This is a genomic window from Cryobacterium sp. TMT1-62 (assembly GCF_004403145.1).
GTDB classification, from domain to species: Bacteria; Actinomycetota; Actinomycetes; order Actinomycetales; family Microbacteriaceae; genus Cryobacterium; species Cryobacterium sandaracinum.
Map to the genome: position 1 here is coordinate 36,091 of NZ_SOGZ01000048.1, position 22,046 is coordinate 58,136.

Consider the following 22,046-nt stretch of genomic DNA (forward strand, 5'->3'; position numbering starts at 1 on the left):
GAGTCCTCATGGCGGCAACGCTGCACGACGTTGCGAGGATCGCCGGGGTCTCTATCAAGACGGTCTCCAATGTCATCAACGACTACCCACACATCCGGCCGTCGACCAAGCAGCGCGTCGTTGAGGCGATTGCGGAACTCGACTATCAGCCCAACCTGTCGGCCCGCAGTCTGCGCTCCGGGCGCACGGGTGTGATCGGGCTCGCCGTGCCGGAGCTGTCGCTCAGCTACTTCGCGGAACTCGCGGACGCCGTGATCCGCTCCGCCGAGCGCCACCACATGACCGTGCTGATCGAACAGACCGGTGGCGACCGCCGACGGGAGATCGAGCTGCTCTCCAGCCCGCGCCGACAGATGACCGACGGCCTGCTCTTCAGCGCCCTCGGCATGGACAGCGACGACTCCGAGTACCTGCGGGTGGGCTATCCGCTCGTGCTGCTGGGTGAGCGCATCTTCGGTGGCCCGACGGATCACGTCACGATGCGCAACGTGGACGCCGCGAGGGCCGCGACCGAACACCTGATCAGTCAGGGGCGCCGGCGCATCGCCATTATTGGCGCGCACGAGGGGGAAATCATCGGATCGGCCGGTCTGCGTCTTCGGGGCTACCGCGAGGCACTTGAGGCTGCCGGCATCCCGTTCGACCCTGCCCTGGTCGGATATACGACGCTGTGGCACCGATCGAACGGCGCGTCCGCGATGCGCGACCTCCTCGCGTCGGGGGTGCGATTCGATGCCGTCTTCGGGCTCAACGACACCCTGACCCTCGGCGCCATGCGGGTGATGCAGGAGGCAGGTCTGCGCATCCCGGAGGATGTCTCGACGATTGGCTTCGACGACCTCGACGAGGCCCAGTACAGCCTGCCGACCCTCTCCACCGTCGATCCCGGCCGGGAGGAGATTGCCGAGACCGCCGTGCGAATCCTGCTCGAACGCATCGCGGAGACGAACCCGGCCGCCCCGCCCCGGGAGGTGCTGGCCGATTTCCGCGTGGTTGAACGTGAGTCCACGGTGTCCCTCACCGCTTGACCGCCTGTACTCGGAGAAATCTCGGCAATTCGCTTGACAGCAAGCCTCTGGACTCGCAATGATAAATTTACAACGTTTACCTACAACGTTGTAAATTTGCCAGCAACGGCCCGCGCCCCCCGCTGGTGTCTCGGATTGACCGCACCAACTCCTGCACCACTCAGCCGCCTCGCGCGCTGATCACAGTACGAACAACGGTGTTCCACCACCGTGAGAGGAAACCAAAAAACATGAAGGTCAAGTTCATGGCCGCGATCGGCGTCATCGCCGTCGCCGCCGCCGCACTCACCGGATGCTCCGCCGATGGCGCCGCATCGAAGTCGAAGCCGGAAGCCTCCTGCACGAACAAGATCGTGAATAAGGAAGCACCCCAGGTCACGGTCTGGGCCTGGTACCCCGCGTTCGAAGAGGTCGTAGACGTGTTCAACACCAGCCACGACGACGTGCAGGTCTGCTGGACGAACGCCGGCCAGGGCAACGATGAATACACCAAGTTCTCCACCTCGATCGAGTCGAAGTCCGGCGCCCCGGACGTCATCATGCTTGAGTCCGAGGTGCTCTCGAGTTTTACCATCCGCGATGCCCTCGTCGACCTCACGGAATACGGCGCCAACGACGTGAAGGACAAGTACACCGAGGGCTCCTGGAAGGACGCGTCGAGCGGCGACGCCGTCTATGCCATCCCGGTCGACGGCGGCCCGATGGGAATGCTCTACCGACAGGATCTTTTCGACCAGTACGGTATTCCCGTTCCCACCACCTGGGCCGAGTTCGCGACCGCGGCGCAGGCCCTCAAGACCGCCGGCTCCGATGGCGTGCTCGTCAACTTCCCCACCAACGGCCGGGCCTTCAACCAGGCTCTCTTCGCCCAGGCCGGATCTGTGCCGTTCACCTACGACTCGACTAGCCCGATCGACATTGGCATCGCCGTTGACGACCAGGGATCGAAGGACGTGCTGAACTACTGGAACGACCTCGTACAGAAGGGTCTTGTCACAACCGACGACGCCTTCACCGCCGACTACAACACCAGCCTGGTCGACGGCACCTACGCCGTCTACCTCGCCGCGGCGTGGGGACCCGGCTATCTGCAGGGGCTCTCCGACGCCGACACGGGGGCCGTCTGGCGCGTCGCCCCGCTGCCGCAGTGGGACACGGCCAACCCTGTGCAGGTCAACTGGGGTGGTTCGACCTTCGCCGTGACCAGCCAGGCCACGGACAAGGAGCTCGCCGCCCAGGTAGCCATCGAGATCTTCGGCACAGACGAGGCGTGGAAGATCGGCGTCGAAAAGGGCGCACTGTTCCCCTCCTACACGCCGATGCTCGACTCCGAATACTTCGTCAACCTTGAGTACCCGTTCTTCGGTGGACAGCAGATCAACAAGGAGGTCTTCCTGACTGCAGCTGCCGGCTACGGCGGCGCGACGTTCAGCCCGTTCCAGAATTACGCCTACGACCAGCTCACCGAGGAGCTTTACTCCATGGTGCAGGGCGAACAGGACGGTTCGCAGGCGCTCGACGACCTGCAGGCCACCCTCGTGAAGTACGCGGCCGAGCAGGGGTTCACGGTCGCCAAGTAAGGCGGCTCACACCGCACCCGCTGTCGGCCGGTCGCACTGGCTGGCCGACAGCATCCCTCAGCCCATCTGGGCTTCGCTTGGAAAAAGGATGAATTCATGGCACTCACGCCTGCGGCCACCAAGGCGGCCCCGCCGCTGCCGGTTCGGAAGCCGCGAAGAAACAGCATCGATCTGATGGACCGCAAGCGCCAACGCTGGGGCTGGCTGTTCGTAGCCCCGTTCGGTATCGTCTTCCTCACCTTCCTGGTGGCACCGCTCGCTTACGCGTTCTGGATGAGCCTGCACACGAGCACCCTAGCCACCGGCACGACCTTCACCTGGTTCGCGAACTACGTGAAAGCCTTCACCGACCCGATCTTCCTCGGCGGACTCGGACGGGTCGGCCAGTTCGCGCTGATTATGATCCCCGCCCAGATGATCGTCGCCCTCGTGGCTGCGCTCGTGCTCGACAACCTCTCCACCGCCCTGTCGAAGTTTTCCCGACTGATGATCTTCGTGCCCTACGCCATCCCCGTCGTGATCGGGGCGTTGATGTGGGGCTTCCTCTACAGCCCCCGTTTCGGACCGGCCACCGATATCTTCGGCCTCGTCGGCCTCGCCGCGCCCGACTTCCTGTCCCAGGGCAGCATCTTCGCGAGCCTCGTCAACATCGTCACCTGGCAGTGGGCCGGCTACTACATGATCATCATCTACGCAGCCCTCCGCGGTATCGACCCGGCGATCTACGAAGCCGCCCGGCTGGACGGCGCGAATGGCCGGCAGATCGCCCTCCGAGTCAAGGTGCCGATGATCTCCTCCTCGATGGTGATGGTGCTGATCTTCTCCCTGATCGGCACCCTCCAGTTCTTCACCGAACCGCAGGTGCTGCGCGCCGTCGCCCAGGGTGCCATTCCTGTCTCCTACACACCGAACATGTACGCGTACTCGCTTGCCTTCTCCTACAGCCAGTTCAACTACGCCGCGGCGATCTCGTTCGCGCTCGGCATCGTGGTCTTCATCGGTTCCTATCTCTTCCTCTTCCTCACCCGCAAGCAGAGCGGACTCAAATAATGGCGATTCTCACGCCCCGGAGGGATGCCGCCGTGCAGCCCAGCCAGGTCGACTCAGGCTCCCTCATACGCCGCCGTAACACCACGCGCGACGGTGGCAGACGGATTGGGTCGCACGTCCTGTTGCTCATCCTCGTGATCTACTTCATCACCCCGTTGTGGTGGCTCGCCGTGGCCGCGACCAAGGACACCGCTGGGCTCTTCAGTGGTACTGGTGGGCCGCTCTGGTTCGATCAGAACTTCAACCTGTGGAACAACATCGCGGGGCTGTTCGAACACCAGGGCGGCATCTACTGGCGCTGGTTGGGCAACTCATTCTTCTACGCGTTCACCGGCGGAATCGGCGCCACCATCCTCGCGGTGCTCGCCGGCTACGGCTTCGCGAAGTACCGGTTCCGCGGGCGCAACGCCTTCTTCTCGCTGCTGCTGGGCGCCGTGATGGTGCCCATGACGGCGCTTGTGATCCCGACCTTCGTGCTGCTGAGCAACTTCGGCCTGGTCAACACGATCTGGGCCGTCATCCTGCCCTCGCTGCTGAGTCCTTTCGGCGTCTACCTGATGAGGGTTTACACGCAGGATGCCATTCCGGATGAACTGCTCGACGCCGCCCGCGTTGACGGAGCCGGCGAACTGCGCACCTTCTTCCAGGTGGCGCTGCCGCTGCTGCGGCCCGCCATCGTCACGGTACTGCTGCTCTCGGTGGTCGGTACCTGGAATAACTTCTTCCTGCCGCTGGCCGTGCTCAGCGATCCAAACCTGTTGCCTGTGACTGTCGGACTCAACAACTGGCAGGCGCTGTCCAACGCCGGAGCCGGCGGCGAACAGGTCTGGAACCTGATCGTCACGGGGGCCTTCGTCTCGGTGCTCCCGCTCATCATCGCGTTCCTCTCCCTACAGAAGTACTGGCAGGGTGGCCTCTCGCTCGGCGCACTCAAGTAGGCGGCGGCCCGGGCCCCGGACATCCGTCATTCGCACTCTCCCACGTCTTGACCAGCACGAAGAAAGAAACACCATGTCTACCGCCAGCCTCACCCTCGACCCGCACTTCACGGTCGGAGCCATCAACCGCCGCCTGTTCGGATCGTTCGTCGAACACCTCGGCCGGTGCGTCTACGACGGCATCTATGAACCCGGGCACGCCTCGGCCGACGCGGAAGGATTCCGCGAAGACGTGATCGACCTCGTCAAGGAACTCGGCGTGTCGGCGATCCGCTACCCGGGCGGCAACTTCGTTTCCGGCTTCCGCTGGGAGGACAGCGTGGGCCCGCGGGCTGCGCGGCCGACCCGGCTCGACCTGGCCTGGCATTCCACCGAGACCAACCAGATCGGCCTGCATGAGTTCTCGTCGTGGCTGGAGAAGGTCGGCAGCGAGCTCATGCTCGCCGTCAACCTCGGTACCCGGGGTGTGGCGGAAGCGCTTGACCTGCTCGAATACGCCAACCTCGGCAACGGCACGGACCTCGCCGAACGTCGGATCGCCAACGGGAAGCGGGATGCTTTCGGCGTGAAGATGTGGTGCCTCGGTAACGAGATGGACGGCCCGTGGCAGCTCGGCCACCGCTCGGCCGACGACTACGGCAAGATCGCCTCCCGCGCCGCGAAGGGGATGCGCCAGCTCGACCCATCGGTCGAACTGGTGGTCTGCGGCTCCTCAAGCGCGCAGATGCCGACCTTCGGCGAGTGGGAACGCGTTGTGCTCGGCCACACCTATGACGACGTCGATTACATCTCTTGCCACGCCTACTACGAGGAGAAGAACGGCGACCTCGACTCCTTCCTGGCCTCCGGCGTCAACATGGACCGTTTCATCGAATCGGTCGTCGCGACCGCCGACCACGTGAAGGCCGTTCGGGGGAGCGACAAGACCATCAACATCTCCTTCGACGAGTGGAACGTCTGGTATATCGACCGGTTCGAGGGCGTCGACAAGATCACCGGAATCGACAATTGGCCGGTCGCGCCGCGCCTGCTAGAGGACTCCTACACGGTGGCGGATGCCGTGGTGTTCGGCAGCCTGCTGATCTCACTGCTCAAGCATGCCGACCGCGTGACGAGCGCGTCGCTCGCGCAGCTCGTCAACGTGATCGCTCCGATCATGACCGAGCCGAACGGGCCGGCCTGGCGGCAGACGACCTTCTTCCCGTTCGCGGTCACCTCGCGGCTCGCCACAGGGGTCGCCCTCGAGGTCAAGCTCGAGGCAGAGCACTACGACACCGAGGTATACGGCACCGTGCCGCTCGTCGACGCGGTCGCGACCCACGACGCGGCGACCGGGGGGACATCCGTGTTCCTGGTGAACCGTTCGCAGATGGAGGACGCGACGATCACGATCGATGTCGCCGCGCTCGGGCCCGTGGGCATCGTCGAGGTGCAGACCCTAAGCGACACGGATGTCTACGCCGCGAACACGCTCGAGGCCCGCGACCGCGTCGGCCTGGCCACCAACGCGCCGGCGCTGTGCGCGAACGGAGTGGTCACGCTCACTCTTCCGCCGGTCTCCTGGACGGCCCTCGAACTGCGGGCGGAGTGACCGAGTCGTCATGAGCGAAGAGGGTGTGATGGCTGCGGCGCCTTCAGGGGCCCAGTACGAAATCACCGGCCACGGCTACCGTGCCGTCGTGACGGGGACCGGAGCCACCCTGCGAGTGCTGCAGTATGACTCACGGGACCTGATCGTCAGCTTTGCGGAGGATCAGCCGATGGTGAACTTCCGCGGGGTGCTCGCCGCGCCCTGGCCCAACCGGATCGCCGACGGGCGGTACCACCTCGACGGGGTGACCCAACAGCTGCCGATCAACGAGCCCTCGCGCGAGTGCGCCCTGCACGGGCTCGTCTACGACCGTGCCTGGCGACTAGTGCACCACAGTGACAGCGAGGTGGTGCTGGGCCTCCGGCTACCCGTCGGCGACGGCTACCCGTTCCAGCTCGACCTCCTAGCCCGCTACTGGCTCTCACCGGTTGGGCTCACGACGTCAATCGAGGCCACGAACGCCGGCACCGGCACGGCTCCATACGGAGTCTGCCCGCACCCCTACCTGCGCGCAGGCGACTCGCCGCTGCACACCTGGCAGCTCAGCCTGCCAGCCGAGCGATACTTGCGGGTCACACCCGACCGGTTGTTGCCCGACGGCCTCGCCGACGTCGTCGACGGCCCGTTCGACTTCCGCCAGCCGTGCCCGATCGGCTCTGTGCAGATCGACCACGCCTTCACCGGGCTCGTGCGCGACTCCGACGGCGTTGCCACCGTCGAGCTGCGCGATACCGACGGCAGCGGCGTGGCCATGAGTTGGGGAACGGACTGCCCCTGGCTACAGATCCACACCGCGGACTTGCCGACGCCGGGGATGAACCGGCTCGGCCTGGCCGTCGAGCCGATGACCTGCGCGCCGGACGCCTTCAATTCCGGGACCGACCTCATCTGGCTGTCGCCGGGCGCGTCCCACCGGGCGAGCTGGGTCATCGCCGCCCTGGCGTAGCGGCGGTTGGCAGGGAGGATACCCAAGGACCGACGCTGAACACTGCTGCGGCACTGCGCGCCACCTTAACCGGTTTCACGTCCGGAGCACAATCTTGACGACAATCCCCGAGTCCAAGGAGTTATGACATGACAACTACCCCCGCACAGCAACTGTGCGACGCCGGCGTTTCCATCTGACTGGACGATCTCTCCCGCGGCCGCCTCCGGACCGGCAGCCTCCGGAAGCTGATTGAGCAGAAAACCGTTACCGGTGTCACCACCAACCCCAGCATCTTCCATGCCGCCATCACATCGGGTACGGAATATGACGCGGCTATCTCGCAGAAGGCAGCAACTGGCACCAGCGTCGAGGACACCGTCTTCGAGCTCAGCACGGAAGCCGTTGCCAACGCCTGCGACGTCTTCCCCACCATTTATGATTCGACGCATGGGGTCGACGGCCGGGTGTCCATAGAGGCCGAACCCGACCTCGCGAGCTGCAAATACGCGAGCCGGGGAGTCCGAACGAAAAAGCCCCGGCATGTATCGCCAAGGACAGACGAGCATGAGTACCGGGGCTAATCGTTGGAGTGGGAGGACTCCGAGCCATAACGGCACCCGCGTGTCGCCCGTTGATCATTCCGCCGCGCCTAGTGACGGTAAGTTCGTGGCTTGGTCGCGGGTTTCGCACCGGTCAGCTCCGGCGGACCCACTGTTGTTGTGATGGGTCCCAGGCCCCGTCCTCGATTTCGGCGCTCAGGGCTGGCAGCAGCATCGCGTCGACCAGGGAGAGCGCATCTTCATGGTCGAGGAAGTCGCTCTGGCCCTGACCCCGTCGAGTGGACACCTCACAAGAGAGAATGTTCACTTTGGCAAGATCACGTCGGGACTTCACCCCTGAGTACAAAGACGAGGCCGTGAAGCTGGTTTTAACCACCGGCAGGGCTGTCCCAACTGTCGCCCGCGAGCTCGGAGTCAACGAGGCCACTCTGGGCCGCTGGGTGAGCGCGTTCAAGGCTCGGAACGAGACTGGGCAGACCGAGGTGACGGGGTTTGAACGAGCCGAGTTGCTGCGGCTACGCAAGGAAAACGCGGACCTGAAGATGGACAGGGCGTTCTTGAAAAAAGCGTCCATCTTCTTCGCCCAGGAAGCATCGGATACGAGCGTCTTGCGTTCGAACTGATGCTGGCGGAGAAGACCAACTTCACCATCACCCGCATGGTCCGCCTCCTCGAGATCTCCCGCTGGGGCTACTACGCCTGGATCGGCGGAGCGCCGTCGCCGGCGTCGATTCGCCGGGTGCACATCGAGCAGAAAGTCTCCTGCTTCCACGGCGATTCCGACGAGGTCTACGGCGCCCCCGGGATCCTGGCCGATCTACGTGCGGACGGGGAGATCATCTCCCGCAAAACCGTCGCCGCGACCATGCGCCGCCTGGGATTGGCGGGCATCTGTCCGAAGAAGTGGAAGACGACCACCATCATCGACGCTCACAGCCGCCGCGTCATCGGGTGGGCCATCGCGGACCACATGCACACCGACCTCATCCAGGATGCCTCACGGTGGCCATGGTTCCGTGCGGGGACCGCCCGGCGACGGTGATCGTCCACTCGGACCGTGGCACCCAGGGCGTCGGAACAGATCACTCTCTTCGCGGCCAAGAATGGCATCACCCGGTCGATGGGATACACCGGGATCTGCTGCGACAACGCCATGGCCGAGAGCTTCTTCGCGACCCTGAAAACCGAGTTCTACTACCGCCGGGTTTGGCCCACCCGAGCCCGCGCGATCCGCGGCGACGCGGACTGGATCGAGGACCGCTACCGCCGGCACTCCTCGATCGGGCACGTCACGCCAGTGGACTTCGAAATGCAATACTCGTCACAGGCCGCAGAGATCCAACTCGCCGCTCAACCCGTGTCCACTCTCCGGGGTCAAGGCCATGTGTGGCTCGACCCTACTTCGTGAAAGTTGAGATCACACGCAAAGCCTGAACGACCCTTGTTGCCGCGCATCATCACCGCAATGATGGATTTATGGCAGATAAGCAGAACGATGTCGATGAGATCTGGGATGACTGGAAAGACGCGGTCACGATGACCGCCAGTGAGATCAAATCGTGGCTCGACACGGACGAATCCAAGGAGGTCGGACAAAAAATCGATGGCAGCGGAGAGTCCATCGGGCACAAGTCCGGTCGCAGGATCGTGACAATTCTTGGAACGAAGAAAGCCGATCTGACTGCGTCCGATGTCGAACACATGCATAAGGTGGTCAGCTACGTGAAGCGGCACAGGGCACAGGGACCGGATTCTGATATCGAGCACTCACGATGGCGATACTCGCTGATGAACTGGGGAAATGATCCACTGAAGAAGGTATGACGTAATAGAAAGGTGCGGAGTTCACCAAGCGCGCCGCTGCAGGAGCGCCTGTTTCATCATGGGGCGGGTTCGGGAGGTGCGACGATTTCGGTGAATCCGGCTCGGTGGAACATGAAAACGGGGTTCCGACAAATCTCACAAGCAGCGTTTTGGCGCACCTGTATATAGGCGTGTTCAGCGCCGACGCAGCGTGGTTCGTCCTGTGCGTCGTGGCGTTTGGGACTGCCCCGCCGACGCAACGATCGCTGAAAAGGGTCTCGCACGAGCACCACCGCACCGATCCCCCGGAAGCTGGTCAACGTCCCCGCCTGGATCTCCTCCTCCCCGCGGGGCACTACGCTGCACCTGCCCGAGCACTGGCACTGTGAGAAACCCTGGACGGCCCTGTTCGACCAGAACTTCCGCCCACGACAACCCGCCTAATCGGACCAACCAACCAACCAACCAGCCAGCATCGGCATCAACTGGAGTGCCAGGGATCACCCCGGGCCGCGAGACCCAGACCTCACCCGCACTTGAATCTCCCCAAGCCCGCCAAACCGAAATCAGGACTCGCTCAGGGGCACACCGGTGGATTGAGGCTAGGAGTCAGCGGCCCCCACGCCCGATAGACCTCAGAGCCGCGTTCACGCCGAGGGCTGTCCGGGCGCGGGCGCGGGGTGCAGGTGCTGCGTGTTCACGGGCTTCAAGTTCGACCACGTCTGCCTTCTATCGCATTTGCGCGGCGCAGATCCAACTTGTCACGCTTGCGGAGCTCCTGATCACAACGGCGCACGACGTAGAAAACCAAGCTGACGACCATCAAAACAACAACGATCACGGCGACGATCCACAACACATCGGCGGTATCCATTCGTGTTCCGCCCTTGGTAACGCAGGCGTTGGCGGTCTAGATGGCTTTCCTGAAAATGCGCTTCGCATGCTAGCCCCCCGGGTGCACTCCCGCAGGTGTGTACATACGAGTTGATGCATATGATCATTGCGGAAACGAAAGGAATGAAAACTTGAGCGGCACTGACAAATTCAAGAATGACGGAGAAAAAGTCATCGGTATGGCTAAAGAAGCGGCGGGTGATGCCACGGACAACGGCAAACTCCAAGCCGAAGGCAGGGCCGATCAAACAAAAGCCGACCTGAAGCAGGCCGGCGAAGACATCAAAGACGCCTTTCGAGGTTGATCATCATCGCGTCCGAACGGCAGCGCCAGGACCGAGAGACTCCTCGGAGGATCGCGCGGCGCGCCGTCATGCTTATCGTTCGCCGCTACCGACAAAACTCGGAGATTAGAGGATCAGCATGAATGGCAATGGCAGCACCCAGAATGAACCGATTGAGGCCCAGCACTCTCAATCGGATGACTACAAGGTCGCGGGGATTCTCGCACAGGAGGAGGCAGACCTCGCTGGCCACAGCGAGCCCCAAGTTCTCGACGCGTTGCGTGAACGATTCGCAAATACTGGTTACACCCTGAGCGAGGCAGCTCTCCAGGACCATGCACGTCGTATTGCCGGACTGCACCCGAATGATTTCTCAAGCAAGTGACCGTGACTAAGTAGCGGCACGCGGCGGCAAATTTTTTTGGATGCCAATAGGAGCCAGCGAAACCAGGCGGCGATGCAAATGTCTCGTTAACTCAGGACGCGGCCAGTATTTGACTTGAGCGACACTCCGAAGTGCGCTTCGACGCTGCCCGTATTCCCCGGGTGAGCCCACCTTCGTTTCTCTGCCCCGTCGCAGCTATGGCCTGGAGAATCTTGGCCCGGCGTCATCTTGAACTTGAAATGGTACCCACCGGACCTGCCTCTCGCTCGCGCCACTGCGAGCCCGGTAACGGTGTGCTCCGAAATGAGTGGTCGCTCTGATTCGGCCAGGCCGCGAAGATCCCGAATACGATCTTTCCGGGGTGACGTCCGTCTGATCTGACCGGTGTGTACCCGGCGCCTACGACTCGGTCAATGGCAGTGACGGGGACGAAATTATCGAACTTACATGCGACGTTGTCCTCATCACTGATGTGCTGATGAGCCATCCGGGGACCGGGACTCATCCGAGCAGAGTGGTATCCGTTTCTCGGGCCAGGCACTCGGTCTGAGCGTGAAACTCGGCGTGGTGTTCCGCTGTCCTAATAATGATGGACCAAGGCGACCCGTCCAGTCCCGACAACTTCGTCGCATTTTGCCAGACGTACAGCCACAGGCCGAGCATGGCCTCGTCGACCGCGGCCGGGGTCTTTAGATGGTGGTTGCAGATCGCAAACGTCGTGACGCTCAAGTGGTCGTAGATCAGGCCGAACGCGGCCTGATTACCGGAAGCCATGCTGAGCATCAGCGTCTGCTGATCAGATGCCTCAGACTTCGGCGTCACTGCACTGGTCCGCTTCGATAGCTCGCGTCCGTTGACATTGTGCTGCACATAGGATCTCCACTGCTGAAATGCCGAGGCTCGTGACACGTGGTGAAACTTGATTATGACCAAGTGATCTACGTGCGATACAGGTTGAGGTCATCGCGACACTAGCACTCGCTGCCGGTCTGGGGCTGTCTCCTGAACGGTTGAGTCGTGATTCGAGAAGATATCAGTGCCGGACACCGACGCCTCACCGGAATTTACAACGCCGGTGGAAGCGAACACGGACTTTCCACATTTCTGCTGACTACCGCAGAAGTCGCAGGCCATATTGGCCAACTCCTCTCGGCCGACGACGACTGGCCGATCAGTGGCCTCACCCAGCCTCACCCAAGAGGAAGTGGTCCTCCTCCTCGGCGAAATCAGCGGTTGGGGAGCCTACGATGCACGGCTATTGGTCATGCCACCGGACGCCTCGGTTCCGAACACCGTAAGGGGTTCGGCTACCGTATCTCTGCCAGCGCGGGGCTGCGAAGGGGGTTCAACCGACTTACGGTCCAGATGACGGCGGCGAAAATGACGGTGGCAACAGCGATAGCAAGGGCATAGAGCGCGACGATGCCGTATCCCTGTGCCGGGTTCAAGAAGGGGTAAGGCACCCATCCGTCGGTTGCCCCGCGGAGGAGCACGACCATGATCCACACGATGGGGTAGATGAGGGCAATCCATAGTTCGTTCCATCGGAGTGGGCTGCGGTCGTTGAAGATCAGCCAATCGAGGGCTGCGTAGAGGGGCAGGACGACGTGCAGCACGGTGTTGGCCCAGGCCAGAGAGACGCCTCCTTCGAGCCCGGCGAGCAGCAAGTTGTAAACGAATCCGGTGATAACTATGTAGGTTGTGGCACACCCGCGCGCTAATACCAAACGTAGGGATTGGTGTCTCCCGGAGAAGGAAACGAAGGCGGAGACTGCCAGCACAATGACCACAATGATGTTGCTCTGCATCGTGAAAAACCCAAAAAAGTTGAAGGGGTTGATCGTGGCGTGGGTGGCTGTGTCGAAGAATGTCGACACGATCGCCGCTATGCCGAGGAGCACGATGGTCAGGCGAAGTGAAGGAGCAAGGAGTTTCATATTTCGTCTCTGATCGGTGGTGCGGGTGCTGTGCACCTCTGTGTCAAGAATCCTAAGGGCTGCGACTTACACGGCAGATGCCAGTGCTGGGGAACTGATGCCCCTGAATTTGATTTCACGGCCCGGGGTGCATGCGCGAAGGATCGATGGGGCCATTAGCTCCCAGGCCTTTCGGTCGCTGGCGCACGAGCCACGACCGCGGTTCCCTGCGGGACCTGGACGGGTCGGCCAGGCATTCGCCCGGCTCGCGCGGCGTGACTATGTCAGTCGCGAAGCAGCGCATCGCAGCGAACGCATCCGAGAGCGCGCTGCTCCTTTTCCTGCCCAAGGGCGCAGTGGTGTTGACCATGACGCGGACAGCGTTTGAGAACTCCGGCCGTGCAGGCGAGTTCGGGCAGCACTGCTACGCGCCCGACTTCTATAGCTTCGAAAACACCCTCGTCGACAAATGATCGGGCACCTGGCCCGGAATCTCAGGGGTGCAACAACCTAAGTATCGAGACTGTCGCTGCGGTGCGTCCCGCTAGAATTCCACGCCTTAGGCGGCATCAACGCGGGCACGATCCTGGCGGTTGTGCCCTTGCGGCGGTAGAGGTGTCCTTGCTCAGGGTCGCCGTCCATGACGCTGGCGTCGGCTTGAATGATGGCGTGCCAGAGGGCCTTGAACCGGGCGACTTCTCCCGGGTGGAGCCACCAATGGGCGCACCACGGTATGGGTTTAGTTCCGACGACCTCGACAGTGGCGAGGTGGCTGGTGAGCCAGTCGAGGAACATTTGGCGGACGTCGACCATGGCCTCGTCAATGCTCGGTCGAGTCGCAGTCGTCGTGCTCCGCCATGTGCTGCCAAGTTGATCATGTAGTGGTTTGGGTCGGCGTTTATCTGCACGGCACGCGCGGCCGCGTCGGGCGTAAACGACCCCAGTTTGGCGCGCTCACGAGGCACTCAGCCGAACTGCACGCCGCGCTGCACCAGGAACGGCTGCGGGTCGACGGCGGTGCCGTCCGTTCGCACCTCGAAGTGCAGGTGGCAGCCGGTGGAGGCCCCGGTGCTGCCGACGCTCGCGATGACCTGCCCGGCGATGACCGTCTCGCCGACGCTCACGAGGGTCTGGCCTTCGGCAAGATGCGCGTAGCCGGTGGCGATACCGTTGCTGTGGTTGATCAGGATCCAGTTGCCGTAGGTGCCCAGAGGTGCTGCCGTGGCCACGACCCCCGCGCTCGCCGCATAGACGGCCGCCCCGCACGCCGTGCCGATGTCGGTGCCGCCGTGGAAGTCGTTCACCTCAGGCAGCGGTTTATCGTGCCGGGGACCGAAGGCATCCGTCAGGGAGCCGACCGCCGGCGCGGCCCAGCCCGCACTGCTCGGCTGGCCTCGGAGCCGGCCGCCGAAGTCGTCGGTGCCGGCCGCGGGAACCAGGTTGGGCAGCGGTGTCAGAACCAGGGCGACCGGCGTGCTCGCCGCGAGATCGGCCACCCTAGCGGAGGCCGCATCGAGCTCCTGCTGGGCGCCCTCCATAGCGAGGCGGGTGTCGGCGAGCGGGATGGCCTCGATCGCTGCCCGAAGTGCGGCGTCCTGGTCCTGCAGCGCATTCTCACGTTTCGTGTCGGCGTCGACCTGGGCCTGCACCTCTTCGAGGCTGTTCGTGAGCCGGTCCAGGCTTTCGAGCGTGGCGAGCCGGGTGAGCAAATCATTACCGTCGCTGCTGCCCGCGAGCAGCACGTCCACGGCCTCGGGCCCCGATCGCTGCAGGGTGGCGCGAACGAGCGTCGCCAGCGCCCGCCGGGATGCCTCGGCCCTGGCGGCGGCGTCGGCGCCGTGGTCGCGCACCAGATCGGCCTGAACGACAGTGGCGTCATAGTCGGCCTTTGCCCCGGCGTAGGCCAGTTTCGCTGCGTCGTAGGCGGCCTGAGTGGCGGCGGCGGCCGTTCGGGCGTCTGCTGCTGCTGCCCGGGCGGCGGATGCCTGGGCCTCGGCCGTGCGGGCGGCCGCGGCCGCTTGCTGGGCTGAGAAGGCGGCGGCCTGCGCTACTTCTACTGCTGCTGCAGCTCGATCGGCTGAGGCGGATCCGGCATCCGCGGTCAGCTCTGCCGGTGCCGGTACCTGTGCAGTCGGCTCGGCGGACGGTTCAGGCTTCGTGGGTGCGGACGGCTCTTCGCCGGACGCTGGGGGAGTGGTGGGTGTTGGTGTCGGGGTCGGCTCACCCGTCGGCTCCGTGGTGGGGGCTGGAGCCGGTGCCGGTTCGAGCGTGGGGGTAGGGGTGATTGTTGGTTTGGGCTTGGGCTCGGGCTCGGGCTCGGGCTCGGGCTCGGGGACGGGTGTCGGGGTGAGCGTCGGCACCGAGGAAGAAGTCGGCGCATTGATGGGGCAGGGCGCGGCGACCGAGTCGACCGGATCCGCGGCCGGCGGGGCATTCGTCGAGAGCAGCGTGGGACATGTCTCAGGGACAGCGGGCACCGCGGCAGCCGGATCCTCCGTTGCAGCAATAGGGGCGTCGTCGGCGAGGGACCGTGTGGGTGTCCCGAAAATCGCGAGGGCGACGATGACGGCGGCGGCGAGCGGCGTCGCCAGGTACCGCGGCGGGACCGGGGGCAGGGAAAGGCGGAGACGAAATCGGGGGGAGAGGTTCATGAGTCTCCGCAGTTCACTGTTTCAGGGCATCGATTCAGGGTATCGACGGGCAATCCCGGGGCGGTTGCAACGGGTTAGCGGGTCACATCATGACATGGGCCCGAGGGGCCGACAAGCGATTGACGCAGCCCGGATGCCGTGCTGCCCTGCGACGCCTGCGGGGCCTCAGGCCAGCGGCCCGACCACGCCCGCCGCGGCATCCCGCACCGCGCCCGACGCCACGAGGCCCACGATCGCCTCGATCTCGGGGGAGAGAAACCGGTCGTGGCCGGGGCCGTCGGCCACCGTGCGTACGAGGGCCCGCACCGCGCCGGTGGCCGCGCCGGGAGTGAGCGGCGCGCGCAGGTCGAGCGACCGCGACGCCGTCATCACCTCGATCGCGAGCACCCGGCCGAGGCCGTCGATCGAGTGCCGCAGCTTGCGGGCGGCCGCCCAGCCCATCGACACATGGTCCTCCTGCATGGCCGACGACGGGATCGAGTCGACGGATGCCGGCACCGCCAGCCGCTTCAAAACCGACACGATCCCGGCGGCGGTGTACTGGGCGATCATCAGCCCCGAGTCGACGCCGACCTCGTGCGCCAGGAACGGCGGCAGTCCCTTGTTGCGGTTCGCGTCGAGGTGGCGGTCGGTGCGCCGCTCACTCATGCTCGCGACGTCCGCGGCGGCGATCGCGAGGAAGTCGAGCACGTAGCCCACCGGGGCGCCGTGGAAGTTGCCGTTGGACTGCACCCGGCCGTCAAGGGTGACCACGGGATTGTCAACCGCGCTGGCCAACTCGCGGCCGGCGATCAGGGCGGCGTGGTCCATCGTGTCCCGGGCGGCGCCGTGCACCTGCGGGGCGCAGCGGATGGAGTAGGCGTCCTGCACGGTGGGGTCGTCGGGACCGGAGTGGCTGGCGAGCAGCGGGGAACCGGCCAGCAGCGCGCGCAGATTGGCCGCGCTCGTGGCCTGGCCGAGCTGGGGGCGGAGGGCCTGCAGGTCGGCGGCGAAGGCGGCATCCGTGCCGAGGAGGGCCTCGACACTCATGGCCGCAGCGATGTCGGCGGTCGTGAGCAGGCGGGACAGGTCGGCGAGGGCGAGCACGAGCATCCCGAGCATGCCGTCGGTGCCGTTGATCAGGGCGAGCCCCTCCTTCTCGGCCAGCACGACCGGGGTGATGCCGGCCGCGGCCAGGGCCAGACCGCCGTCCATCAGGGTGCCGGACGCATCCCGCACCAGCCCCTCGCCCATCACCGCGAGCGCGCAGTGCGCGAGCGGTGCGAGGTCGCCCGAGCAGCCGAGCGAGCCGTATTCGTGTACGACGGGGGTGATCCCGGCGTTGAGCAGGGCCGCGTAGGTCTCGGCGACCACGGGCCGCACGCCGGTGCGCCCGGTCATCAGAGTCGACAGGCGTAGCAGCATCAGCGCGCGCACGACCTCGCGCTCGACTTCGGGACCGCTGCCCGCGGCGTGCGAGCGCACCAGGCTCGCCTGCAGCTGGGCGCGGCGGTCGCTCTCGATGAACGTCGTCGCAAGAGCCCCGAAGCCGGTAGAAATCCCGTAGTGCGGGTGCACGTCCTGCGCGAGTCCCTCGATGATGCGGCGGGTCGAGGCGACGCCCTCACGCGCCGCCGCGGGCAGCAGGACGGGCGCATCGTGGCGGGCCACCGCGGTGACGTCGGCGAACGAGATCGGGCCGGTACCCACGGTGACGGATGCGCTAGCGAGGTTCATACTCCGATTCGACACCAGCCGGACCGCCTGCACGACGGGATTAGAGTGGATGCTGTCCGGGATACCGGACATTCAGCGGTGCCGTTCACGCACACCGTTCACGGGAGGCAGGCGCATGACCCCGTCGAAGGTTCCGGCGGCGCAAAGCACGCTGCGCATCCTCTCCCATCTGGCCACGCAGCGTGGCCCGGTGCCGGCGTCCCAGATCGCCACGGCCCTCGGCCTGCCCCGCTCGAGCGTTTACGACCTGCTCGCGGTGCTCGCCGATCAGGGCTTCGTGGTGCACCTGCCCGAGGAACAGCGATACGGCCTCGGCCTGGCCGCCTTCGAGCTGAGCTCGGGCTTCTCCCGGCAGCAGCCCCTCTCACACCTTGGCCGTCCGCTCGTCGCTGCGCTGGTCGACCGGCTCGGTGAGAGCGCCCACCTCGTCGTGCTGCACGGGCGCGACGTGATCTACCTCGTCGAGGAGCGCGCCCCCCGTCGCCCGTCGCTGGTGACGGATGTCGGCGTGCGCCTCCCGAGCCACCTCACCGCGAGCGGGCGTGCGCTCCTCGCCGCGCTGCCGGCAGCCCAGCTGCGGGCGCTGTACCCCAACGCCGCCGCCTTCGCCACGCGCCACGGCCGGGGACCACGCACCACGGCGGAGCTGCGCACCCTGCTTGAACAGGTGCGCCGAGACGGGTATGCCCTGGAGGACGGGGAGATCACGGAGGGGATGGCATCCGTCGCCGTCGCCGTGCGCGACCACGCGGGCTGGCCCGCCGCGGGCATCGCCGTCACCTTCCCACGCGAGCGCATCGCCGAGGTGGACTGGCCGGCGCTCGCCGCGCAGCTCGGCGGCACCGCCGCGCAGCTCTCCCGGCGCATCCGCGGCACGTAGTCCTGCGGCACATGTGTTGCCTGCCCTCGGCTCCCCGCCTCCGCGCTGCCTGCCGTGGCTCGCGGCCTCCACAACGCTCGCGGCGCACCCTGTGGAGGCGGGCGCACGTTAGAACATGTGCCCGCTTCCCTACCCTGCGCCGCGAGGACGCGCCGCATCGCCGGCCCGCCGCCGCCAGACGGCCTCGCGGCTACTCACCGAGCGTCGTGTGCAGGAAGGCAGCCACCTTCTCGCGCATGGTTGCGTCGAGGATGCCGATCGAGTGCAGCGTTCCCGGCACCGTCACGAGCTCGTGGGCGACGCCCGAGCGTTCGAGTGCCGCCGCATACCCGGTGGCCTGCGACAGCGGAATGTACTCGTCGGTCGACGAGCCGAGGAATACGGGCGGATCGCTGCGGTCAAGGGTGCTCGCCGGCGACGCGGCTGTGGCATTGGCGCAGTCGCGCAGGGTTTCGCAGCCGACGTAGTCGCGCACAATGTTCTGCAGCCCCGCGGGGGCCCGGCCCGTGACGAGCGCCTTGTGGCTGAGGTCGAGCGGCGCGGAGAGTTCGGCGACCGCGGCGACCCGGGCCCCCGTGGTCAGCGACCCGGAACCGCGGGTGCCGAGCAGTGCGGCGAGGTTGCCGCCGGCCGAGCCGCCGAACACGCCGATCCGGTCCGGGTCGATGCCGTGGGTCTGCGCATTGACGGGGTCGCGGACCCACTCCACGGCCAGGGCGACGTCGTCGAGCGCGGCGGGGAACACGGCATCCGGTACCATCCGGTAGTTCACCGAGTAGGCGACGAATCCCTCGGAGGCGAGCCAGGCGCAGACTGCGCGCCAGTCGCTGTTGCCCTTGTCGCCTCGAGCCCAACTGCCGCCGTGGATGGAGATGACGGCCGGACGCAGCGCGGCCGCCGCGTCCTCCGAGGACAGCACGACCGGCGGCGCCGCCTCGAGGGTCGTTTCCGCAGCGGGGGTGATCGCCGGCGAGCACACGTCGAGAGTGAGCACGGCACCGTCCGCCTGGGTGCCGTACTCAACATTTTCGTCGACCGTGATGCCACCTGGCCGCTCGAATGTTCGGATGCCGACGATCTGGGTCGTGACGAGCTCGCTGCGCTGGTCGCCGGGTTCGTCGGGCGTCACGGAATACAGCTGGGGGCGGAAGCCGCCGAGGAGGGCCGTCGCAGCCACGGCGATGCTCACCGCGCCGGCAATCGTCAGAAAACGGATGCGATGCGAGCCGAATCGGGGATGGCGTGGGCCGGTGTTCACGTGTGCTCCGAGCTGCGGGGTAGTGCAACGAGACTAATTCGTTTCTCGCGCCGCACCGAATCCCGTCCGGGAACGGGGCGGGGCGTCCTCGCCTGGATTAGCGCGTCGGCGTCGGGTCCGGGGCGGCGTTTGCCTCGTCGGCCTGGTCGCCCTCGTCGGCCTCCGGCAGGATATGCGGCCGAAGGGCGGTGAGAATGCGGGTGACGTCCATCGCGACCGTCGCCGCGACCCCCAGCGACATCACCGGGGCAGAGTTTCGCCGCTCGTCCAGCTCGGTCATCAGGTCCGTCAGAGCGGCACCCGCCTCGGCGAATGCCGCCTGCTCGTCATCATCCGTGTCCCAGTCCCGCAGCACGGCGGCCGCGGCGTGTAAGGTCCGGCCGAGCGCCGGCCGCAACTCGGGGTGCAACTCGAGCTGGACCGGCTGCCCCCAGACCGCCGCGGCCAGCACCTCCGTCAAGTCGCGCACGTGGAAGGTCACGTCCTCAAGGGCCGACAGCTCGTCGTAGTCCGAGCGAAGATCCCGCTGATGCACGCGGGCGCGCGGGTTGCCCTTGCGACTGTCATCGGCGTGACTGACCGCCACGCGCACCGCGCGGCCGACCGCCACGAGTTCCTGACTGCGGAAGGCCCAACCGTCCCGTTCAGGCGGCCAGCTGTCGGCCAGGGCGTCGGCCACCTCCGAGAGCTGATCGGCCAGCGTGCGGCGAAAGCGGATCAGCTGCTGGCCGACGGCTTCGAAGGCCAACGGCGGAAAGAAGAGGAGGTTCACGGCGAGGCCGATCGCGATTCCCAGCGTCATCTGCACCAGATACCCGATGGAATAACCGTCGGCATTCGGCCCGCCGACGATCAGCACGAACAGCGCCGTCACCGGAATGTACTCCCGGCTGGCGCCGAACCAGCCGGTGGCCGAGATCGCGGCGCCGACGCCGACCGCGAGCGAGATTGTGAGAACGTTCGGCTCGCTCAAAACGATGACCGCCCCCGCGAGCAGGATTCCGACGGTGAGGCCGCCCAGGGTCTGCAGGGCGTTCCGCACCGAACTCATCAGCGTCGGGTACATGCTCACTAGCGCGCCCAGCGGGGCGTAGTAGGGGTAGTCATCCGCCACACCAGGCAGCAACGGCGCGATCGACCAGGCGATGGCGACGGCGATGGCGGCCTTGACCGCCTGCACGATTCTCGGGCTGGTCGCGGCCACTCCCAGCCAGGACACCGTCCTCCGTGCGCGATGCACACTCACCTGCGCCAAAGTGCCGGCGGCTGCCCGATCCCGGGTCATGGCCGGGTTCCCGGGATCGTCTTGGCAAAGCAGACGCTGAAGGCTTCGCCCACGTACTGACCGAATAGGGGAACCTCCCGGTAGCCGACGCTCCGATAGAAGGAGAGCGCGGCATAGCTCTCCGGTCCGGTCTCCAGCACGATTTCTCGGATGCCGCGGGCCGCGGCATCCGTCTCGATCCCCGCCAGCAGGCGGGCGGCCACGCCGCGGCCCCGGGCGTCGGGGTGCACGAACATGCGCTTCAGCTCCGCCGCGCTGGTCGTGCCGGCCCCACCAACCAGCGCGGCGATCCCCACGGCGCGGGCCGTCGCATCCCGCACGACGTACACGGCGACACCCGGCTGCTCGAGCTCGTCGACGTCGAGCAGAAAGTTGCTCTCCGGTGGGTACAGCGAGTGGGCGTAATCGCCGCTCAGTCGCAGCAACGCGGCGATCTCCGGCTGCCGCGGGGACTCAATGTTGATGGTCGTCAGCATGTGAACAGAGTAAGCGGTGAAGGTGATCCGTGACATTGCGGCATCGATCAGGTAACGTAGACAGGTCGGCTCTTGACACCGTGCGTTTTTTTGTGTGCGCGGATGGGTTTGTAAGTCAGGATGGGCCGGTTTCCCAGTAATCCGCTGGTGAAAAATCACTGTATGTGAACGGCCCCGGCCATAGACTGCCCGGGTTCTCAGGTTGCGTCGCGTGTGCGGCGTTGTTCTGCCATGTACCCAATACAACCCAGGAACATTTTTCATGCCTAAGAACTTCGATCCCAAGTACTCCGCCAAGGGTGGACCGTCCAAGGGCGGCAGCAAGAGCCCCGGACACCGCGGCCACAACGCCGCCGAGGGTGCGCCCAAGAAAGCCCGGTGGAACGCCGGCGAGCGGGCCGACCGTGCCGCCGGCCGCCCCGCAGGCAATGACCGTCCGGCCTCCGGCAACGGCCGCCCCGCCGGCAACGACCGCCCGACCTACGGCCAGCGCTCCGAGCGCCCCGCCTACGGCGACCGCCCGAACCGCAGCGACCGTCCCTCTTCTGGTGGTGCCCCGCGCGGAGACCGTCCCTCGTACAACAGCGACCGTCCCCGCAGCGACCGTCCCGCGTACAACACTGACCGACCCTCCTACGGCGACCGTGCCCCGCGTACGGATCGTCCGGCGTACAACAACGACCGTCCGCGCACGGACCGTCCGTCCTACGGCAACGACCGACCCTCCTACGGCAACGACCGACCCTCCTACGGCGACCGTGCCCCGCGCACGGATCGTCCGGCGTACAACAACGACCGTCCGCGCACGGACCGTCCGTCCTAC

General features: G+C 65.7%; 24 protein-coding genes and 2 pseudogenes. 16 read left to right on the plus strand and 10 right to left on the minus strand.

The window, feature by feature from the left end:
* The first annotated feature begins 8 nt into the window (after positions 1–8).
* The 7 genes and pseudogenes from E3T34_RS14725 to E3T34_RS14755 all read left to right on the plus strand — a co-directional run.
* Entirely contained in the window at positions 9–1,028 is a 1,020-nt protein-coding gene (locus tag E3T34_RS14725; protein WP_104102633.1) for a LacI family DNA-binding transcriptional regulator, read from the plus strand.
* 230 nt (positions 1,029–1,258) lie between these two features.
* Positions 1,259–2,608: an ABC transporter substrate-binding protein gene (locus E3T34_RS14730; RefSeq protein WP_104102630.1), complete on the plus strand. Its 1,350-nt coding sequence runs from the start codon at positions 1,259–1,261 to the stop codon at positions 2,606–2,608.
* 96 nt (positions 2,609–2,704) lie between these two features.
* Entirely contained in the window at positions 2,705–3,658 is a 954-nt protein-coding gene (locus tag E3T34_RS14735; RefSeq protein ID WP_233191503.1) for a carbohydrate ABC transporter permease, read from the plus strand.
* Positions 3,658–4,596 carry a carbohydrate ABC transporter permease gene (locus E3T34_RS14740; RefSeq protein ID WP_104102628.1) on the plus strand — a complete coding sequence of 313 codons (939 nt, stop codon included), beginning with the start codon at positions 3,658–3,660 and terminating at the stop codon, positions 4,594–4,596. The genes E3T34_RS14735 and E3T34_RS14740 overlap by 1 nt, the downstream gene beginning before the upstream one ends.
* Positions 4,597–4,669: 73 nt before the next feature.
* Positions 4,670–6,187 carry an alpha-N-arabinofuranosidase gene (locus tag E3T34_RS14745; protein ID WP_134343418.1) on the plus strand — a complete coding sequence of 506 codons (1,518 nt, stop codon included), beginning with the start codon at positions 4,670–4,672 and terminating at the stop codon, positions 6,185–6,187.
* A 10-nt stretch (positions 6,188–6,197) separates the two neighbouring features.
* Positions 6,198–7,133, plus strand: coding sequence for an aldose 1-epimerase family protein (locus tag E3T34_RS14750; protein WP_233191502.1), 936 nt, complete (start codon positions 6,198–6,200; stop codon positions 7,131–7,133).
* A gap of 179 nt (positions 7,134–7,312) precedes the next feature.
* A pseudogene (locus E3T34_RS14755) lies at positions 7,313–7,609 on the plus strand (transaldolase family protein); the annotation flags it as partial.
* A 199-nt stretch (positions 7,610–7,808) separates the two neighbouring features.
* Here E3T34_RS14755 and E3T34_RS15925 read toward each other — a convergent pair.
* Positions 7,809–7,961, minus strand: coding sequence for a hypothetical protein (locus E3T34_RS15925; RefSeq protein WP_158250304.1), 153 nt, complete (start codon positions 7,959–7,961; stop codon positions 7,809–7,811).
* Between the two features lie 13 nt (positions 7,962–7,974).
* On the opposite strand from E3T34_RS15925, the gene E3T34_RS14760 reads away from it, so the two are divergent.
* From E3T34_RS14760 to E3T34_RS14775, 4 genes are all read left to right on the plus strand, one after another.
* Positions 7,975–8,298, plus strand: a complete 324-nt coding sequence (locus E3T34_RS14760; RefSeq protein WP_104102622.1) for a transposase — start codon at positions 7,975–7,977, stop codon at positions 8,296–8,298.
* Entirely contained in the window at positions 8,298–8,717 is a 420-nt protein-coding gene (locus E3T34_RS14765) for an IS3 family transposase (RefSeq protein WP_104102619.1), read from the plus strand. Before E3T34_RS14760 ends, E3T34_RS14765 begins: the two co-directional genes overlap by 1 nt.
* A 15-nt stretch (positions 8,718–8,732) precedes the next feature.
* A complete protein-coding gene (locus tag E3T34_RS14770) occupies positions 8,733–9,083 on the plus strand; it encodes an integrase core domain-containing protein (RefSeq protein ID WP_134343419.1) in 351 nt (116 codons plus the stop codon).
* Between the two features lie 68 nt (positions 9,084–9,151).
* Positions 9,152–9,499, plus strand: a complete 348-nt coding sequence (locus tag E3T34_RS14775; protein ID WP_104102610.1) for a DUF3140 domain-containing protein — start codon at positions 9,152–9,154, stop codon at positions 9,497–9,499.
* A gap of 685 nt (positions 9,500–10,184) precedes the next feature.
* On the opposite strand, the gene E3T34_RS15930 is transcribed toward E3T34_RS14775, so the two are convergent.
* Positions 10,185–10,352 carry a hypothetical protein gene (locus E3T34_RS15930; RefSeq protein WP_158250303.1) on the minus strand — a complete coding sequence of 56 codons (168 nt, stop codon included), beginning with the start codon at positions 10,350–10,352 and terminating at the stop codon, positions 10,185–10,187.
* A gap of 151 nt (positions 10,353–10,503) precedes the next feature.
* On the opposite strand from E3T34_RS15930, the gene E3T34_RS14780 reads away from it, so the two are divergent.
* Both E3T34_RS14780 and E3T34_RS14785 read left to right on the plus strand, forming a co-directional pair.
* Complete coding sequence (locus E3T34_RS14780) at positions 10,504–10,677, plus strand: CsbD family protein (RefSeq protein WP_104102607.1); 174 nt, start codon at positions 10,504–10,506, stop codon at positions 10,675–10,677.
* Between the two features lie 118 nt (positions 10,678–10,795).
* Positions 10,796–11,041 (plus strand): hypothetical protein, encoded by a 246-nt coding sequence (locus tag E3T34_RS14785; RefSeq protein WP_134343420.1) that lies wholly within the window; start codon positions 10,796–10,798, stop codon positions 11,039–11,041.
* Positions 11,042–11,542: 501 nt separating this feature from the next.
* Here the strand turns inward: E3T34_RS14785 and E3T34_RS14795 are convergent.
* Positions 11,543–11,815: a hypothetical protein gene (locus E3T34_RS14795; RefSeq protein WP_134419716.1), complete on the minus strand. Its 273-nt coding sequence runs from the start codon at positions 11,813–11,815 to the stop codon at positions 11,543–11,545.
* Between the two features lie 533 nt (positions 11,816–12,348).
* Complete coding sequence (locus E3T34_RS14800; RefSeq protein ID WP_104102598.1) at positions 12,349–12,978, minus strand: Pr6Pr family membrane protein; 630 nt, start codon at positions 12,976–12,978, stop codon at positions 12,349–12,351.
* Between the two features lie 260 nt (positions 12,979–13,238).
* Here E3T34_RS14800 and E3T34_RS14805 point away from each other — a divergent pair, with 260 nt between their 5' ends.
* Positions 13,239–13,430: a hypothetical protein gene (locus E3T34_RS14805; protein ID WP_104102596.1), complete on the plus strand. Its 192-nt coding sequence runs from the start codon at positions 13,239–13,241 to the stop codon at positions 13,428–13,430.
* Positions 13,431–13,467: 37 nt separating this feature from the next.
* Here the strand turns inward: E3T34_RS14805 and E3T34_RS14810 are convergent, their stop codons facing one another.
* The 3 genes from E3T34_RS14810 to hutH all read right to left on the minus strand — a co-directional run bounded on the left by E3T34_RS14810 (position 13,468) and on the right by hutH (position 17,324).
* A complete protein-coding gene (locus tag E3T34_RS14810; protein WP_104102593.1) occupies positions 13,468–13,770 on the minus strand; it encodes a DUF4913 domain-containing protein in 303 nt (100 codons plus the stop codon).
* A 152-nt stretch (positions 13,771–13,922) separates the two neighbouring features.
* Positions 13,923–15,608 carry a M23 family metallopeptidase gene (locus E3T34_RS14815; RefSeq protein ID WP_134343422.1) on the minus strand — a complete coding sequence of 562 codons (1,686 nt, stop codon included), beginning with the start codon at positions 15,606–15,608 and terminating at the stop codon, positions 13,923–13,925.
* A gap of 165 nt (positions 15,609–15,773) precedes the next feature.
* On the minus strand, positions 15,774–17,324 hold the full coding sequence (gene hutH, locus E3T34_RS14820; RefSeq protein WP_104102589.1) for a histidine ammonia-lyase: 1,551 nt from the start codon (positions 17,322–17,324) through the stop codon (positions 15,774–15,776).
* A 115-nt stretch (positions 17,325–17,439) separates the two neighbouring features.
* On the opposite strand from hutH, the gene E3T34_RS14825 reads away from it, so the two are divergent.
* Positions 17,440–18,204, plus strand: coding sequence for an IclR family transcriptional regulator (locus tag E3T34_RS14825; RefSeq protein WP_104102587.1), 765 nt, complete (start codon positions 17,440–17,442; stop codon positions 18,202–18,204).
* A 190-nt stretch (positions 18,205–18,394) separates the two neighbouring features.
* On the opposite strand, the gene E3T34_RS14830 is transcribed toward E3T34_RS14825, so the two are convergent.
* The 3 genes from E3T34_RS14830 to E3T34_RS14840 form a co-directional block, all read right to left on the minus strand.
* Positions 18,395–19,462, minus strand: a complete 1,068-nt coding sequence (locus E3T34_RS14830; protein WP_104102583.1) for an alpha/beta hydrolase — start codon at positions 19,460–19,462, stop codon at positions 18,395–18,397.
* Between the two features lie 97 nt (positions 19,463–19,559).
* Positions 19,560–20,681 (minus strand): aromatic acid exporter family protein, encoded by a 1,122-nt coding sequence (locus E3T34_RS14835; protein ID WP_134343423.1) that lies wholly within the window; start codon positions 20,679–20,681, stop codon positions 19,560–19,562.
* A gap of 62 nt (positions 20,682–20,743) precedes the next feature.
* Positions 20,744–21,223 carry a GNAT family N-acetyltransferase gene (locus E3T34_RS14840; RefSeq protein ID WP_104102733.1) on the minus strand — a complete coding sequence of 160 codons (480 nt, stop codon included), beginning with the start codon at positions 21,221–21,223 and terminating at the stop codon, positions 20,744–20,746.
* 262 nt (positions 21,224–21,485) lie between these two features.
* Here E3T34_RS14840 and E3T34_RS14845 point away from each other — a divergent pair.
* A pseudogene (locus tag E3T34_RS14845) lies at positions 21,486–22,046 on the plus strand (ATP-dependent helicase); the annotation flags it as partial.

Coding starts and splice junctions, on each gene's coding strand:
- E3T34_RS14725 (WP_104102633.1), top strand. CDS start 9: ATGGCGGCAACGCTGCACGACGTTGCGAGGATCGCCGGGGTCTCTATC.
- E3T34_RS14730 (WP_104102630.1), top strand. CDS start 1,259: ATGAAGGTCAAGTTCATGGCCGCGATCGGCGTCATCGCCGTCGCCGCC.
- E3T34_RS14735 (WP_233191503.1), top strand. CDS start 2,705: ATGGCACTCACGCCTGCGGCCACCAAGGCGGCCCCGCCGCTGCCGGTT.
- E3T34_RS14740 (WP_104102628.1), top strand. CDS start 3,658: ATGGCGATTCTCACGCCCCGGAGGGATGCCGCCGTGCAGCCCAGCCAG.
- E3T34_RS14745 (WP_134343418.1), top strand. CDS start 4,670: ATGTCTACCGCCAGCCTCACCCTCGACCCGCACTTCACGGTCGGAGCC.
- E3T34_RS14750 (WP_233191502.1), top strand. CDS start 6,198: ATGAGCGAAGAGGGTGTGATGGCTGCGGCGCCTTCAGGGGCCCAGTAC.
- E3T34_RS14760 (WP_104102622.1), top strand. CDS start 7,975: ATGTTCACTTTGGCAAGATCACGTCGGGACTTCACCCCTGAGTACAAA.
- E3T34_RS14765 (WP_104102619.1), top strand. CDS start 8,298: ATGCTGGCGGAGAAGACCAACTTCACCATCACCCGCATGGTCCGCCTC.
- E3T34_RS14775 (WP_104102610.1), top strand. CDS start 9,152: ATGGCAGATAAGCAGAACGATGTCGATGAGATCTGGGATGACTGGAAA.
- E3T34_RS15930 (WP_158250303.1), bottom strand. CDS start 10,352: ATGGATACCGCCGATGTGTTGTGGATCGTCGCCGTGATCGTTGTTGTT.
- E3T34_RS14785 (WP_134343420.1), top strand. CDS start 10,796: ATGAATGGCAATGGCAGCACCCAGAATGAACCGATTGAGGCCCAGCAC.
- E3T34_RS14795 (WP_134419716.1), bottom strand. CDS start 11,815: ATGGCTTCCGGTAATCAGGCCGCGTTCGGCCTGATCTACGACCACTTG.
- E3T34_RS14800 (WP_104102598.1), bottom strand. CDS start 12,978: ATGAAACTCCTTGCTCCTTCACTTCGCCTGACCATCGTGCTCCTCGGC.
- E3T34_RS14805 (WP_104102596.1), top strand. CDS start 13,239: ATGTCAGTCGCGAAGCAGCGCATCGCAGCGAACGCATCCGAGAGCGCG.
- E3T34_RS14810 (WP_104102593.1), bottom strand. CDS start 13,770: ATGGTCGACGTCCGCCAAATGTTCCTCGACTGGCTCACCAGCCACCTC.
- E3T34_RS14815 (WP_134343422.1), bottom strand. CDS start 15,608: ATGAACCTCTCCCCCCGATTTCGTCTCCGCCTTTCCCTGCCCCCGGTC.
- hutH (WP_104102589.1), bottom strand. CDS start 17,324: ATGAACCTCGCTAGCGCATCCGTCACCGTGGGTACCGGCCCGATCTCG.
- E3T34_RS14825 (WP_104102587.1), top strand. CDS start 17,440: ATGACCCCGTCGAAGGTTCCGGCGGCGCAAAGCACGCTGCGCATCCTC.
- E3T34_RS14840 (WP_104102733.1), bottom strand. CDS start 21,223: ATGCTGACGACCATCAACATTGAGTCCCCGCGGCAGCCGGAGATCGCC.